The organism is Streptomyces sp. NBC_01260 (assembly GCF_036226405.1).
In the GTDB taxonomy this organism is placed as follows: domain Bacteria; phylum Actinomycetota; class Actinomycetes; order Streptomycetales; family Streptomycetaceae; genus Streptomyces; species Streptomyces laculatispora.
The window spans coordinates 7,240,491-7,255,133 of sequence record NZ_CP108464.1 but is presented as its reverse complement, the minus strand read 5'-3'; the positions used below and the strand labels follow the sequence as shown (position 1 = coordinate 7,255,133).

The following is a 14,643-nucleotide window of genomic DNA, read 5'->3' as shown; positions in this document are numbered from 1 at the left end:
GTACCGGCAGTTCGTGGGAACGGCCCGGTCAGCCGTTCAGGCCCAGCAGATCGAGCGAGGGCCGGTGGATGATCTCCTCGATCGCGTCCGCGTCCAGCGGCGGCAGCCCCGGAATGCCAGGGATGCGGGCGATCTCCCGCAGCCCCTTCACCGAGTCGTCGACCGTGGTGAACGGGTAGTCGCTGCCGAACAGCACCTTGTGGAAGACCCCGTAGTCCTGGACCAGCCGGAGGCTGTGCCAGAGCTGGAAGGGCCGGTAGTGCAGGGCGCTGAGGTCGGCGTACACATGCGGATGCTTGCGGATGACCGCGATGCACTCGCCCTCGAAGGGGTGGCCGAGGTGGGCCAGGACCATCCGCAGCTCGGGATGGCGGATGGCGACCGCGTCCAGGTGGCGGGGCATCGCCCACTCCAGCGGTGCGCTGGACACGAAGGTCGTGCCGGTGTGCACCAGGAGCGGCAGCCCGTGCCGTTCGGCGTACGTGTACAGCTCGTCGTACTCCTCGGCGGCCGGGTCGAAGCCCGCGTACATCGGCATCAGCTTGATGCCGCGCAGTCCCAGCTCCTGGTGGCCGTAGCGGAGTTCGTCCTGCCAGCCGGGCTGGGTGGGGTCGAGGGCCAGGTAGCCGATGAGCCGGTCGGGGTGTTCTCCGACGTAGGCGGACACGGCGGCGTCGTCGACCCACAGCCCGCTGCGCCGCGCCTTGCCGCCGACGACGATCGTGCGGGTGGACTCGGGTGCGGTGGCGGCGTACTCCTCCCACTTCACCGTCAGGTCGACCTCGCCCGCGTGGGCGCGGGCGGAGTCGGAGCTGAACGGGTCGGTGAAGTCGTGGCTGTGCCGGAAGAGATGGGAGTGGACGTCGACGATCATGTGCGGTTCCGCTTCTCCCAGCCGTCCGCGAACATGTTCCAGAAGCGGTGGCTGGGCGGGTGTTCCTCGAAGACCTCGTCGACGAGTTCGACGCCGAGCCCCGGTGCGGTCGGCAGGCCGATGCGGCCGCCTTCCATCGGAAGGGTGCCCTTCAGTGCGTCGAAGACGAACGGCTCCAGCAGCCCGTCGAAGGTTTCGAGGATCTTGAAGTTGGGGATTCCGAGCGCCGCGTGCACCGAGACAGTGGTGCAGAGCGGGGAGTTGGAGTTGTGCGGGGCCACGAGCATGCCGTGGGTATCGGCGATCGCGGCGAGTTTCCGCACCTCGGTGAAGCCGCCGGCCATGGAGAGGTCGGGCTGGATGATGTCGACGGCGTTCGTGGCGAAGAGCTGCTTGTACTCGTAGCGGTTGTGGAAGTGCTCGCCGCCGGAGATGGGGAACGCCGCGCGCTGGCGGAGTTCGGCGTACCGCTCGATGTGGGTCCAGGGCATCGGCTCCTCGAACCAGCCGATGTCGAAGGGCTCGAGCTCCCGCACCAGCCGGGCGGCGGTCGGCATGGCGAACCGGGCGTGTCCCTCGATGAAGAGGTCGATGTCGGGTCCGATGGCCTCCCGGACGGCGGCCACGAGGTCGATGGAGCGGCGCAGTTCGGCGCGCTCCAGCTCGTGCAGGCCGGGGCCGAACGGGTCGAACTTGAGGGCGGTGAAGCCCTTCGCGACCGTCTCCTTCGCCTTGGCGGCGAAGGTCTCGGGCTCGCGCTCCCCGGTGTACCAGCCGTTGGCGTAGACCCGGACGTCGTCCCGGCAGGCGCCGCCGGTCAGCCGGTAGGCGGGGACGCCGAGCGCCTTGCCCATCAGGTCGTACATCGCCTGGTCGAGGCCGGACAGGGCGACGCCGCCCATGTCGCCGCCGCGCAGGAAGTCGCCCTGGTAGACGCGGAGCCAGAGTTCCTCGACGTCGAAGGGGTCGGCACCGATCAGGTGCCGCCGGGCGATGGCCTCGGTGAGCGCGCAGACCTCGCCCACCCGGTAGGGGTGGGTGATCTCGCCGATGCCGGACAGGCCCTCGTCGGTGTGGACCCGGACGTAGCCGAAGTCGCGCCATGAGGTGCCGAGCATCAGGGTCTCGACGCGGGTGATCCGGCCGGCGGGGCCGGGCGGGCGGGTGCGGTTGACGGTCAGCATCAGCGGGTCGCTCCACCCATGGTGGAGGTGTTCTCCAGGTCGCGGGCGCCGCCGTCGGCGAGGACGGCCTTGACCGCGGCCTCGGTGCCCTCGATGAGGCGGTCCACGTCGGCGTCGGTGTGCGCGTAGCTGATGTGGCTGCGCTTGAGGTTGAGCGGCAGCTCGAACAGGCCGTGCTCCAGGAGCTTGCGGCGGTAGCCGACGAACAGCGAGGCGTCGTTGTTCAGCAGGTCCGCGTAGGTGCGGGGGGCCTCGCCCGGCATGAAGTAGCTGACGAAGACGGAGCCGTAGCCGGTGACGACGGCGGGGACGCCGAGGCGCTCGTACAGTCCGGTCAGTTCGCTGCGGACCCGGCCGCCGAGCCGGAAGACGTGGTCGTGGACCGGCTCCTCACGGAGCTTGCGCAGGGTGGCGAGGGCGGCGGCGACGACGGAGGGGTGGCCGTTGTACGTGCCGGCGAAGAAGGCCGGGGCGCCGGGACGGGTGGAGAAGAGGTCCATCAGGTCGGCGCGGCCGCCGATCGCGCCGACGGGGGCGCCGTTGGCGATGGCCTTGCCGAGGGTGGTGAGGTCGGGGGTGACGCCGGAGATCTGCTGCCAGCCGCCGAGGCCGTGGCGGAAGCCGGTGATGACCTCGTCGAAGATCAGGACACTGCCGGCCTTCGTGGTCTCCTCGCGCAGCGTGGTGAGGAACTCCTGGTACGGCAGGAGCGCGCCGACGTTGTGCGGGACGGGTTCGACGATGACGGCGGCGATGTCGGAGCCGTGCTCGGCGAAGGTGCGCCGGACGGCCTCGCTGTCGTTGAACGGCAGGACGAGGGTGGCTTCGAGGACCTCGGGCAGGATGCCGGTCGAGATCGGGTCGTGGCCGCCGACCTTCTCGGGCGCGGAGATGACGTTGAGGCTGACCGAGTCGTGCCAGCCGTGGTAACAGCCCTGGAACTTGACGACGAGGCGGCGGCCGGTGGCGGCGCGGGAGACCCGCAGCGCGTGGAACGTCGCCTCGCTGCCGGTGCTGGTGAGCAGCACCTTCTCGATCGAGGGGATCAGCTCGGTGAGCTGTTCGGCGAGGAGGACCTCGCCCTCGGTGACGCCGACACCCATGTGACCGAGGGTGGCGCCGGCCTCCGCGGTGGCGCGGGCCACGTCGGGGTCGTTGTGGCCGAGCAGCGGCGGGCCGAACGCCGAGTGGAAGTCGGTGTACTCGCGTCCGTCGGCGGTACGGAACCGTGCGCCGTCGGTCCCGGTGACGACCAGGTCGGTCAGTCCGGGAACACTGCGCTGACCGCTGTTCACGCCGCCGGGTACGACCTGGCGGGCGCGTTCGGCGAGTCGGGCTCCGGATTCGTTGCCTACCGGGCCTGAACTCATGGTGCTTGCTCCTTGCGTCGAGAGTCGTCGGTTTTCGCGGGCCCTGCCCGGCCCGTGAGTCCCTGGCGCCATCCGCCCGGCAGTCGCCGCAGGAAGAGGTGATCCGTGGTGCTCGGTACTGCGTTTCGCATTTTCAGAACACTGTTCTGTAGAGCAGAACAGTGCCTGGATATTACGTCCGCCTCAGGGGCCGGTCAACCCCCTTTCAGCCACTCAAGGCCCCAATTCCGGGCTTTCCTTGACTCTGACGTACGCCCCGGGACCCCAGAGGCACTAGGCTGTTCTGCTATGACGAACAGTGCTGCCCCAGAAGAACCGAAGTACTGGGTCAAGAGCGTGGCCAGGGCAGCCGACATCCTCGAAGCGCTCGCCGCCCCCTCGCAGGGCAACGGCATGAGCGTCACCGAGGTCGGCCAGGTCTGCTCCATCTCCAAGAGCGCCGCCTTCGGCATGCTCCAGACCCTGCGCGCCTACGGCCTCGTCTCGGACGACGGCGAGGGCATGAACCGCCGCTACCGGCTCGGCATGAGCCTGGCCAGGCTCGGCGACCGGGCCAGGTCCCAGGTCTCGCTGCGCGGGGTCGCCCACCCCGTCCTGCGCGAGCTCACCCGGGCCACCGGCATGGCCTCCAGGCTCGCCGTGCCCGAGGACGGCCACGCGGTCGTGGTGGACCAGGTCGAGCTCGACCAGCGCGTCCGGCTCGATCTGCGGATGGGCCAGCGCGAGCTGCCGCACTGCACGGGCCTGGGCAAGGCACTGCTCTCGGCGGTGCCGCCGGGCGAGGCGGCCTCGATCGTCGAGCGGTTCGGGCTGCCCCGGCGCACGTCCCGCACGATCACCGACCCGGCGACCTTCCTGTCCCATCTGCGCGACATCGCCCGGGTCGGCTACGCCCTGGACGACGAGGAGGACGCCGAGGGCATCATCTGCATCGGCGCACCGGTGTTCGACGACCGCTCGGTGTGTGCCGGGGCCGTCTCCATCACCGGTCTCAAGCTCGGCCTGCCGGCCTGGCGCTACCAGGAACTGGGCGGCCAGGTGCGGGACTCGGCCCGCCGGATCAGCGTCTCCCTGGGCTGGGTGGACGCCCCGGAGGACGACCCGTCGGACACCGCGGCATCGCATTCCGACGAAATCGGGTCTTGACCGATCGGCACAACCCGCCGTAGGTTCCCTGCCAACCGCGGTGACACTCACCCGTCACCGCCGATTTACCCCTCCCGGTCCGATTCCGACGCCTGCCCACCGCGTCGCGAACATCAGACGGCCGAACCCTTTTCAGCCATCCGCCTCATGGCAGTCCACCGCAGGAACGCTCCCTCACTTGTCGCGCTTCTCGGAAGGCGAAGTCCGCATGAGCGTTCCGCACCACCACACCCCTGCGTCGTCCCGCCGGAATCTGTTGCGGGCCTCGGGTCTCGCCGGTCTGGTCATGGCCGGTTCGGCCGTGGCCACCGCCCCGGCCCAGGCCGCACCCGCACACACCGGCGACGTACTACGCCTCGACACCGTCGCCGAACTGCGCGCCCTGAACACCAAGCCGCTCGACCACGGCACCCAGATCCTCCTCGCCGGCTACCACACCCCCGGCGACGGCGGCGCGATGGCCCTGCGCTGGGACAAGAAGTCCACCACCGCCCACAACGGCGGCACCGTCATCGCACCCACCCACACCAGCAAGACCGGCCGCTGGCACCAGCTCCACACCGGCACCCTCGACTTCCGCACCTTCGGCCACCACGACGCCACCACACCCGCCGACGCCGCACTCGACGCGATGATCGCCGACCCCACCGTCCACCGCATCGAAGCCCACACCGACCTCCTCCTCACCAAACGCCACCTCTGGAACCGCTCCAACATCGAACTCGACTTCGGCGGCCACCACCTCCACACCGAAGGCATCGAGAAGAACACCCACGACAACCCCTTCGGCGCCGTCCTCTCCTTCCGCGGCACCCCCACGAACACCACCGTCACCCACACGCTGAGCGCACCGATGCCGGATCTCTCGGACCTCTTCGAGGTCGGCGACTCGGCGGCGTTCTCGGTCGGCCAGTGGTGGTCCGTGGAGATCAACGCCCTGTCGGGGAAGTACGAGAAGGAGATCCAGCGGCTCGTCCAGGTCACCGATGTCGTCGACTCCACGCACATCCGGGTCAACTACCAGATCGGCTGGGACCTGGCCGCCGGCCGCACGCTCACCTGGACCCGTGTCGAGCCCGTCGACCGCGCCCATGTGCGCAACATGGTCTTCGAGGGCTGGGGCGAGGACGAGATGACCGGCTCGCACCCGGTCGCCTACGAGTACGCGGTGCGCTGCGACGTCTCCGGGATCGAGGCCATCGGCACGTTCTGGCCGGTGGTGATGCGCCGCTGGTGCACGTACTACCGCACCGAGCAGTGCTCGCTGACCAACCCGAAGTCCGTCACCTACGGCGGCGCGGGCTACCTCACGCAGCAGATCTACTGCCTGTACGGGCACGTGGAGGACTGTCACACCTCCAACGCCCGTCACCTCAACGACTTCACAGCCTCGGCCTACTGCTACGTCACCAACTGCCACGGCGACGGTGACAACGAGGGCCCGTTCGTGACGCACGGCCAGTTCGAGCACGACCTCACCTACACCGGCAACTCCGGCCTGATGACGTTCGCCAACTCGGGCGCGGCCTGGGGCGGCCGGGCCAAGCGGATCACCGTACGCCGGCACGCCTGCTCCTGGTTCGTGGCCCGCGTCAAGATCACCGATCTGACCCTTGAGGACGTCCTGGTCATCGGCAAGAAGTCCCTGGACGGCTCAGGAATGCTCTGGGTCAACGCGGACGGCGTGCAGATGCGGGGCTGTACGGCGACGGGTCCGCTGATCGTCTCCCGGGCCTCCGACCTGTCCGCCCGGCCCAACGTGATCGCCGACTCCTCCTTCGCCTTCACCGCGGGCGCGGAGATCACCCAGTCCAACGTCACCGCCCCGCTCACCCTCCAGCGCACCACGCTGAAGGGCGTGGACGGCGCGGTGTTCAACGGAACCGGGCCGCTCGTCGTCGACCAGTGCACGCTGACCGGCTCCCAGGACACCGCCCCGGTCTCGCTCGCGCACACCGACATCACCGTCCTCGGCGGCGAGCTCCGCGACACCGGTCTCAAGCTGACCTCGGCGAAGGACCAGCGGCTGCGCATCGACGGGACGCGGCTGTCCGGCACCAACAAGGACGGCGCCCTGCTCGCCCGTACCGGCTCCGGACGCACCGTCGACTGGCAGCTCGGCGGCCTCGACTCGACCGCGCCCAAGGGCACCGCCCATGTGCTGCTCACCGAGGGGCCCAACCACTACCGGGCCACCGGCTCCACCTTCACCGGTGGCCGGCTCGAACTGCGGCCCGCGGCGTTCGGCGGCTCCAGCCATCTGCTGCACACCGGCTGCGTCGAGGACGGCACCGAGCGCACCGCGCTCCCGGACGAGGGCGACCGCGTCGCCCACACCGCGGCCACGCTGCGCTTCTGACCACCCCGCCCATCGAGTACCAGGGATTCCCCGTGTCCACGCATACCCCGATCACCGGCCGGCCCGTACGCGTCGCACTCGTCGGCGCCGGCAACCGCGGTCTGACGTACGCCGAGTGGATCAAGGCGCACCCGGAGCGCGCCGAACTCGTCGCCGTCGCCGATCCGCGCCCCGCGGCGCGGGCCGCCGCCGGCGCACCCGTCGAATTCGACGACTGGCGGCCGCTCGTCGAGAACCGCATCGCCGACGCCGTCATCGTGGCCACCCAGGACCGCTTCCACGTGGAGCCGGTGCTGGCGCTGGCCGGGGCCGGTTACGCGATCCTCGCCGAGAAGCCGCTCGCCCCGACCGAGGAGGAGACCCGGCGGATCGTCGAGGGGGTGGAGCGGGCCGGGGTGCTGTTCGCCGTCTGCCACGTCATGCGGTACACCCCGTACACCGACCTGGTGAAGGACGTCGTGGACTCCGGTGTGCTCGGGCAGCTCGTCTCGCTCGACCATCTGGAGCCGGTCGGCTGGTGGCACTACGCCCACAGCTATGTGCGCGGGCCCTGGCGCAGCGAGAAGGACTCCTCCCCGATGCTGCTCGCCAAGTCCTGTCACGACCTGGACTGGATCACGTACATCATGGGCGGCCGGATCGAGCAGGTCACCGGCTTCGGCGGACTGAAGCACTTCCGGCCCGAGAACGCCCCGGCCGGGTCCGCCGACCGCTGCCTCGACTGTGCGGTCGAGTCCGGCTGCCCGTACAGCGCGCTGAAGCTGTACATGCCGACGCTGCGCGAGAAGGGCGCGGTCTGGCCGGTCACCCATGTCACCGAGGCGACCGACGAGGCCGGGCTCGTGCGGGCCCTGCGCGAGGGCCCCTACGGGGTCTGCGCGTACCGCAGTGACAACGACGTGGTGGACCACCAGGTCCTCGCCATGCAATTGACGGACGGGGTGACCGCGACCTTCCAGATGGTCGCGTTCACCGAGCAGACCCACCGCCAGACCCGGATCTTCGGCTCGCACGGCTGGCTCATCGGCGACGGTGAGCGGGTCACGGTGCAGGACTTCCGGACCGGCGAGTCCACCGTCCACGAAATCGGCGCGTCCGGTTCGAACGCGGCCGACGGGCACGGCGGCGGGGACGCCGCACTCGTCGAGGCGTTCGTCACCGCCGTCGCCACCGGTGACGCCGGGGCCGTCCGCTCCGGCCCCGCCACCTCGCTCGGCAGCCATCTCGCGGCGTTCGCCGCCGAACGCGCCCGGCACACCGGCACCGTCCAGACGGTCCCGGCCACGTGACATCCCCTGAAGGGCCAGTCGTTCGGACCAGGCCCTCTTCCCCGCCCCGCCTCAGGTTCCCGGAGGACCACCTCATGTCCCGTCTGCTCACCCGCCGTTCCAGAGTCCGCGCCCTCGCCGCCCCCGTTCTGGCCACCGCGCTCGCCGCCGGTGTGCTGGCCGGGTGTTCCGGCAGCGGCGGCGACGACAACACCGTGACCATGTGGACCTACCCGGTCATCTTCGACGAGGCCAAGAACAAGGCCTACTGGGACGGCCTGGTCAAGGCGTTCGAGAACAAGCACGAAGGCGTCAAGGTGAAGGTGGAGACCTTCCCGTGGGCCAACCGCGACACCGCTCTGGCCACCGCGATCGCCTCCGGCAAGGGCCCCGACGCGGTCTACCTGATCCCGGACCAGCTGCCGAAGTACGCCAAGAACATCGTCCCGGCCGACGAGTACATGCCGGCCTCCGCCAAGTCGGACTACACCGACTTCGCGCTGAAGTCCGTCACGGTCGACGGCAAGCCGGTCGCCACTCCGATCCTGACCAGCGCCAACCCGCTGATCTGCGACAAGCGCGTGTTCGCCGCGATCGGTGAGAAGACCTACCCGTCGAGCTGGGCGGATCTTCAGGCGCTGGCCCCGAAGCTGAAGAAGAAGGGCTACTACGCCACCAGCTACAGCGGTGACACCCAGCAGACACTGAACATGACCTTCTACCCGCTGCTCTGGCAGGCCGGCGGCGACGTCTTCTCCGAGGACGGCAAGAACGTCACCTTCAACGACGCGGCCGGCGTCAAGGCCCTGACGTACCTGAAGAAGCTCGTCGACGGCGGCTACACCGACCGGGACCTGGTCACGACCACCCCGAAGCTGGAGCAGACCCCGACCGCCAAGGGGAAGGTCGCCTGCACCTGGCAGAACACCCCGGCGGACGTCGAGCCCTTCTGGGGCAAGGAGAACATCGTCGTCCAGCCGCCACTGAGGGACACCGCGTCGGTCGGATACGGCACCGTGGGCGCCCTGTCGATGCTGAAGGGCGCCGACAAGAAGAACACCGGCGACTGGCTGAACTTCGTCGCCGAGTCGAAGAACGCGGCCGGACTGCAGAAGGCCGCCGGCTACTTCCCGGCCCGCAAGTCCGGCGGCGACCTGTACCCGGACGACGCTCTGCAGACGGCCGTCGGCGCCACCCTGCCGAGCATGGACGTGGGCCCGCTCCAGGACAAGGCGCGTGAGGTCCAGGGCGTGCTCGCCCCGGAGATCCAGGCCGCGCTGCTCGGCAAGAAGAGCCCGCAGGACGCGCTGAACGCCGCGCAGAAGGCCGCGCAGGCGATGCTCGGCCGCTGACCGTTGCGGGGCCGTGGTCCGGCCGAACCCGGACCACGGCCCCGCACCCCCCGGGGGCACATCCCCCGATCCACCGCAATCCCCCCGTACCGCAAGGAGATCCCCGTGGCAGTCGTCGCGGAACCCACCCGCCGGGGCCGTCGCAGCGGGCCGCAGGCGCGCCGCGAGGCCCGGATCGGCCTGCTCTTCGTCCTCCCCTGTTTCCTGCTCTTCCTCGCCTTCCGGTTCGGTCCGGGTGTCGCCGGCGTGCTGATGAGCTTCACCGACTACTCCCTCACCGGCGGCGGCAGCTTCATCGGGCTCGACAACTTCACCCGCCTGTGGGCCGACCCGCTGTTCTGGCAGGCGCTGAAGGTCACGGTGCTCTACACCGTGATCGCCGTGCCGGGCACGCTCATCGCGTCGGTGTCCCTGGCGCTGATCACCCGCCGCGCGTTCCGCGGCGCCAAGTTCTTCCGTTCGGTGTTCTTCCTGCCGGTCGTCACCTCGCTGGTGCTGGCCGCCACCGTCTTCGTCTGGATCTTCTCGACCGGCGGCCCGTGGTCCACCCTGATGGGCTGGTTCGGGATGTCCGAGGGCTCCTGGCTCTCCGACGACGTGCTGGTGCTTCCCGCGCTCGCGCTCGTCGGCGTCTGGTCCCGCTTCGGTTACGGGATGCTCATCCTGCTCGCCCGGATGCAGGACATCCCGCGCGAGCTGGAGGAGGCCGCCCTCACCGACGGGGCCGGCCCCTGGCAGCGGTTCCGCTACATCGTGCTGCCGCAGCTCAAGCCCGCCCTGTTCTTCCTCGCCGTGATCGAGACGACCGCCTCGTTCCAGGTCTTCGACGCCGTCTACACCATGACGGGCGGCGGGCCCGCCAACGCCAGCTACACGCTCGTCTTCCAGCTCTACGACGCGGGCTTCAAGTACTTCGACCTGGGTTACGCCTCCGCCATCGGTGTCGCGCTCTTCGTGCTGACCGTGGTCGTCGCGGTGATCCAGCGGCTCGTGATCGGGAAGGACCAGTGACCATGACCGCAGCACCCGAAGAGATGAAGGCCCCGCCCGTCCGCAAGGCCTCCGCGCCCCCGGACCGGGCCGCGCGCCGGGCCGAACGCAAGCTGCGCAAGCTCTCCGAGCAGGACACCGTCCCGTACGGAATGCGCTCCACCCGGACCGGCCGGCTCGCGCGCGGCGCACTGCTGACGCTCGCCGCGATCGTGACGGTCTTCCCGTTCTACGCGATGGTCGTGCTCTCGCTGAAGCCGTCCGCCGCGGTCGACTTCCCCGGCAGTCTGCTGCCCTGGCCGCTGACCGGCGAGGCGTACGACACCGTCATGGGCGCCCAGGACGTGCCGCGCTGGCTGTTCAACACGCTGATGTACTCGGTCGTCTCGGTCGTCGGCGTGCTGCTGCTCGCCTCGCTCGCCGGGTACGCGTTCGCCAAGAAGCGCTTCCCGGGCCGGGAGGCCATGTTCTGGTCGTTCCTGTCGATGGTGATGGTCCCGTATCACGTCACGATGATCCCGACCTTCGCGATGATCGCGAAGCTCGGCGGCGTCGACACGTACTGGGGACTGATCGTGCCGACCCTGGCCAACGCCCAGGCGGTGTTCCTGATGCGGCAGTTCATCCAGGGACTGCCGGACGAACTCTTCGAGGCGGCCCGCCTCGACGGGTGCAGCGAGTGGCAGATCTTCTACCGGATCGTGCTGCCGCTGCTGAAGCCGATCCTCGCCACGCTCGGGGTCTTCGTCTTCCTGTGGCACTGGAACGACTTCCTGTGGCCACTGGTGATCGGCCAGTCCACCGACATGCGCACCCTCACCGTCGGCATCGCCTCGCTCCAGCAGCAGAACGTGCCGCTCAACGTGGTGCTCTCCGGCTCCGTCATCGCGTTCGTGCCCATCTTCGCCGCGTACATGGTGGGCCAGCGCTACTTCACCGAGGGCGTCACCGCGTCCGGAATCAAGGGATAGCCAGGTATATGTTCACCGATGAGGCCGCACTCGAAGAGCGGCTCGCCACCCCCTCCCCCGCGCTCGTCGCCGACTTCGGCCGCCTGGAAGGCGATCTGCTGGTCCTCGGTGCGGGCGGCAAGATGGGGCCCAGCCTGTGCCGGCTGGCCCGCCGCGCACTGGACGCCGCGGGCCGCACGGATGTGACCGTGTACGCGGTCTCCCGCTGGTCCGACAAGGCCGCAGCCGACGAGCTGGAGGCCACAGGGGTCCGCACGGTCGCCTTCGACCTGATGGACCCGGCCGCCGATCTGACCCGGCTGCCCGATGCCGGGAACGTCGTCTTCATGGTCGGCGCCAAGTTCGGCTCCGCCGGGGCGCCCTCGCTCGCCTGGGCGGTGAACGCCGCGATGCCGGACCGGGTGGCCCGCCGCTGGTCGGGTTCGCGGATCACCGCGTTCTCCACCGGCAACGTGTACCCGCTGGTGCAGGTCTCCTCGGGCGGCTGCACCGAGACCGACCCGGTCGGCCCGGTCGGCGAGTACGCCATGTCGTGCCTCGGCCGGGAACGGATCTTCGGCCATGCGGCGCTGACCCTCGGCACCAGGGTCGCCAACATCCGCCTCAACTACGCCGTGGACCTGCGTTACGGGGTCCTCGCCGACATCGCGTACCGCGTGCAGGCCGGCGAGCCGGTCGATGTGACGACCGGCCACGCCAACGTGGTGTGGCAGGGGTACGCCAACGAGGTCGCGCTGCGCTCGCTGCTGCACGCCACCGACGGCGAGGCGTTCACCCTCAACCTCACCGGCCCGGAGACCGCTTCGGTACGCCGCATCGCGCAGTGGTTCGGCGAGGAGTTCGACCGGGAGCCGGTCCTCGCCGGTACGGAGGCGCCCACCGCGCTGCTCTCCGACGCGAGCCGCTGCCACGCCCTCTTCGGCTACCCGGACGTCGCGCTGCGCACTCTCGTCGAGTGGCAGGCCGACTGGCTGCGGCGCGGGCTGCCGCTGTCCGGCAAGCCCACCAAGTTCCAGGTACGTGACGGAAGGTTCTGATCCACTCCATGTCCACTCCCTCCACACCTTCCCTCCCGTCCACGCCCGCGCTGGAGCTGCTCGCCCGCGGCGCCGCGATACCCGCACACCCGCTCGCGCTGCACGCGGACGGAACGTTCGACGAACGTCGGCAGCGCGCGCTCACCCGCTACTACCTGGCGTCCGGGGCGGGCGGTGCCGCCGTCGCCGTCCACACCACGCAGTTCGAGATCCGCGAGCCGGGAGTCGGCCTGTTCCGGCCCGTCCTGGAGCTCGCGGCCGAGACCATCGACGCCGAGGCCGGCCGCCCGTTCGTCAAGGTCGCCGGCGCCTGCGGCTACACCGCGCAGGCCGTCGCCGAGGCCACCACCGCCGCCGAGCTCGGCTACGACGCGGTGCTGCTCAGCCCGGCCGTGCCCGGTGCGGACGAGAAGGGGCTGCTGGAACGGGCGCGGGCGGTCGGCGAGGTCCTTCCGGTGATCGGCTTCTACCTCCAGGAGGCCGTCGGGGGACGGTACTTGTCACCCGGCTTCTGGTCGGCGTTCACCGATCTGCCGAACACGGCCGCCGTGAAGATCGCCCCGTTCGACCGCTACCGCACCGCCGATGTCGTACGGGCCGTGGCCACCGCGGACCGGGCCGGCGAGGTGGCGCTGTACACCGGCAACGACGACGACATCGTCGGCGACCTGCTCACCCCGTACGGGACGGCGAACGGCCCGCAGCGCTGGTTCGCGGGCGGACTGCTCGGCCAGTGGGCGGTGTGGACGAGCTCCGCGGTGACCCTGCTCGACGACGTCCGCCTGGCCCGCGCCGGGGACCACGCGGCGATGGTCCGCTGCCTGGCCCGCCGCACCGAGCTGACCGACGCCAACAGCGCGGTCTTCGACGTACGGGGCGCGTTCCGCGGCTGTATCGCCGGAGTGCACGAAGTGCTGCGCCGCCAGGGCCTGTTGGCGAACATCCGCTGCCTGGACCCGGCCGAGACGCTCTCCCCCGGACAGGCCGAGGAGATCACCCGGGTGGCCGCGGCCTACCCTTGGCTGACCGATGACGCCTTCGTTGCGGAGCACCTCGATGCCTGGCTCTCCTGAATCCACCGACCGCTCCGCCCGGGTGGTCGTCGCCGTACCGCCGCACCTGCGCGCCCAGTTCTTCACCGCCGAGGTATGGCGTGAGCTGGAGCGGGCCGCACGGCTCACGGTCATCGACGACCACGCGGACCGGGCGGCGGTGGCCGCCGCGCTGCCCGGCGCCCGCGCACTGATCACCTCGTGGCGGGCGCCCAAGGTCGACGCCGGGCTGCTGGCCCACGCGGACCGGCTGGAGTTGGTCGCGCACACCGGCTCGGCGGTCGCGCCCTACGTCACCGAGGACGTGTTCAGGCGGGGCATCCTGGTCACCCAGGCCGGGGACGAGATGGCCCGCCCGGTCGCCGAGGTCGCACTCGCCTTCACCCTCTCGCTGCTCCACCGCATCCAGCGCTTCGACCACGCCCTGCGCGGCGGCCGGGACTGGGCGGCGGCGAGCGAGGCACCGCCGCGCCACGAGATCCACGGCAGCGACATCGGGGTGATCGGCGCCTCCCGCACCGGGCGGGCCTACATCCGGCTGGTGCGGGCGATGGGGGCGCGGGTGCGCGTCACCGACCCGTTCCTGTCCGACGCCGACGCCGAGGCGCTCGGCGTGGAGTCCGTACCGCTGGAGACGCTGCTCTCCGGCAGCCGGATCGTGGCCGTGCACGCGCCGGTCACCGAGGAGACCCACCGGATGATCGGCGCCGGACAGCTGGCGCTCATGCCGGACGGCGCGGGCCTGGTGAACACCGCCCGCTCGTGGCTGGTCGACGAGGACGCGCTCCTCGCCGAACTGACCACCGGCCGGCTGGACGCCGCGATCGACGTCTTCGACGCCGAGCCGCTGCCCGTCGGCCACCCCTTCCGCTCCCTGCCGAACGTGCTGCTCACCCCGCACCAGGCGGCCGGCAGCGTCGAGTGCCGGCAGCGGCTCGGCACCAGCGCCGTCAACGAGGTGCTGCGACTGCTCGCCGGGCGTCCGCCGGTGCACGCCGTCACCGCCGACGCCCTCGTCCGGCTGCGCTGACCGCCCCGTA

General features: G+C 70.5%; 12 protein-coding genes. 9 read left to right on the top strand and 3 right to left on the bottom strand.

All coding sequences use genetic code 11. The features are described 5' to 3' along the window. Nucleotides 1-28 precede the first annotated feature (28 nt). The 3 genes from OG322_RS32415 to OG322_RS32405 are packed head-to-tail and all read right to left on the bottom strand — an operon-like array spanning nt 29 to nt 3,428. Nucleotides 29-874, bottom strand: coding sequence for an amidohydrolase family protein (locus tag OG322_RS32415; RefSeq protein ID WP_329307326.1), 846 nt, complete (start codon nt 872-874; stop codon nt 29-31). Continuing rightward, the gene (locus OG322_RS32410) at nt 871-2,058 is read right to left on the bottom strand and encodes a mandelate racemase/muconate lactonizing enzyme family protein (RefSeq protein WP_123468297.1); all 1,188 of its coding nucleotides are present in this window, start codon (nt 2,056-2,058) and stop codon (nt 871-873) included. Before OG322_RS32410 ends, OG322_RS32415 begins: the two co-directional genes overlap by 4 nt. Continuing rightward, nucleotides 2,058-3,428, bottom strand: a complete 1,371-nt coding sequence (locus tag OG322_RS32405) for an aspartate aminotransferase family protein (RefSeq protein WP_123468299.1) — start codon at nt 3,426-3,428, stop codon at nt 2,058-2,060. The genes OG322_RS32410 and OG322_RS32405 overlap by 1 nt, the downstream gene beginning before the upstream one ends. Nucleotides 3,429-3,716: 288 nt before the next feature. Between OG322_RS32405 and OG322_RS32400 the strand changes: the two genes are divergently transcribed. The 9 genes from OG322_RS32400 to OG322_RS32360 all read left to right on the top strand — a co-directional run bounded on the left by OG322_RS32400 (nt 3,717) and on the right by OG322_RS32360 (nt 14,633). Next, nucleotides 3,717-4,574, top strand: coding sequence for an IclR family transcriptional regulator (locus OG322_RS32400; protein WP_123468301.1), 858 nt, complete (start codon nt 3,717-3,719; stop codon nt 4,572-4,574). A gap of 208 nt (nt 4,575-4,782) precedes the next feature. Then, entirely contained in the window at nt 4,783-6,933 is a 2,151-nt protein-coding gene (locus OG322_RS32395) for a peptidase C14 (protein WP_185095647.1), read from the top strand. A gap of 32 nt (nt 6,934-6,965) precedes the next feature. Further along, entirely contained in the window at nt 6,966-8,222 is a 1,257-nt protein-coding gene (locus tag OG322_RS32390; RefSeq protein WP_123468303.1) for a Gfo/Idh/MocA family protein, read from the top strand. Nucleotides 8,223-8,296: 74 nt separating this feature from the next. Next, nucleotides 8,297-9,553 (top strand): ABC transporter substrate-binding protein, encoded by a 1,257-nt coding sequence (locus OG322_RS32385; protein WP_123468305.1) that lies wholly within the window; start codon nt 8,297-8,299, stop codon nt 9,551-9,553. Nucleotides 9,554-9,658: 105 nt separating this feature from the next. After that, nucleotides 9,659-10,564, top strand: coding sequence for a carbohydrate ABC transporter permease (locus tag OG322_RS32380; RefSeq protein WP_123468307.1), 906 nt, complete (start codon nt 9,659-9,661; stop codon nt 10,562-10,564). Between the two features lie 2 nt (nt 10,565-10,566). Continuing rightward, a complete protein-coding gene (locus tag OG322_RS32375; protein ID WP_123468309.1) occupies nt 10,567-11,514 on the top strand; it encodes a carbohydrate ABC transporter permease in 948 nt (315 codons plus the stop codon). Nucleotides 11,515-11,522: 8 nt separating this feature from the next. Next, entirely contained in the window at nt 11,523-12,551 is a 1,029-nt protein-coding gene (locus tag OG322_RS32370; protein WP_123468311.1) for an NAD-dependent epimerase/dehydratase family protein, read from the top strand. An 8-nt stretch (nt 12,552-12,559) separates the two neighbouring features. Then, nucleotides 12,560-13,624 carry a dihydrodipicolinate synthase family protein gene (locus tag OG322_RS32365; RefSeq protein ID WP_123468313.1) on the top strand — a complete coding sequence of 355 codons (1,065 nt, stop codon included), beginning with the start codon at nt 12,560-12,562 and terminating at the stop codon, nt 13,622-13,624. Then, complete coding sequence (locus tag OG322_RS32360) at nt 13,608-14,633, top strand: hydroxyacid dehydrogenase (RefSeq protein WP_123468315.1); 1,026 nt, start codon at nt 13,608-13,610, stop codon at nt 14,631-14,633. The genes OG322_RS32365 and OG322_RS32360 overlap by 17 nt, the downstream gene beginning before the upstream one ends. Nucleotides 14,634-14,643 lie beyond the last annotated feature (10 nt).

What these genes read in the sequence shown, in the direction of transcription:
- OG322_RS32415 (WP_329307326.1), bottom strand. Translation starts at nt 874, where the DNA reads ATGATCGTCGACGTCCACTCCCATCTCTTCCGGCACAGCCACGACTTC.
- OG322_RS32410 (WP_123468297.1), bottom strand. Translation starts at nt 2,058, where the DNA reads ATGCTGACCGTCAACCGCACCCGCCCGCCCGGCCCCGCCGGCCGGATC.
- OG322_RS32405 (WP_123468299.1), bottom strand. Translation starts at nt 3,428, where the DNA reads ATGAGTTCAGGCCCGGTAGGCAACGAATCCGGAGCCCGACTCGCCGAA.
- OG322_RS32400 (WP_123468301.1), top strand. Translation starts at nt 3,717, where the DNA reads ATGACGAACAGTGCTGCCCCAGAAGAACCGAAGTACTGGGTCAAGAGC.
- OG322_RS32395 (WP_185095647.1), top strand. Translation starts at nt 4,783, where the DNA reads ATGAGCGTTCCGCACCACCACACCCCTGCGTCGTCCCGCCGGAATCTG.
- OG322_RS32385 (WP_123468305.1), top strand. Translation starts at nt 8,297, where the DNA reads ATGTCCCGTCTGCTCACCCGCCGTTCCAGAGTCCGCGCCCTCGCCGCC.
- OG322_RS32375 (WP_123468309.1), top strand. Translation starts at nt 10,567, where the DNA reads ATGACCGCAGCACCCGAAGAGATGAAGGCCCCGCCCGTCCGCAAGGCC.
- OG322_RS32370 (WP_123468311.1), top strand. Translation starts at nt 11,523, where the DNA reads ATGTTCACCGATGAGGCCGCACTCGAAGAGCGGCTCGCCACCCCCTCC.
- OG322_RS32365 (WP_123468313.1), top strand. Translation starts at nt 12,560, where the DNA reads ATGTCCACTCCCTCCACACCTTCCCTCCCGTCCACGCCCGCGCTGGAG.
- OG322_RS32360 (WP_123468315.1), top strand. Translation starts at nt 13,608, where the DNA reads ATGCCTGGCTCTCCTGAATCCACCGACCGCTCCGCCCGGGTGGTCGTC.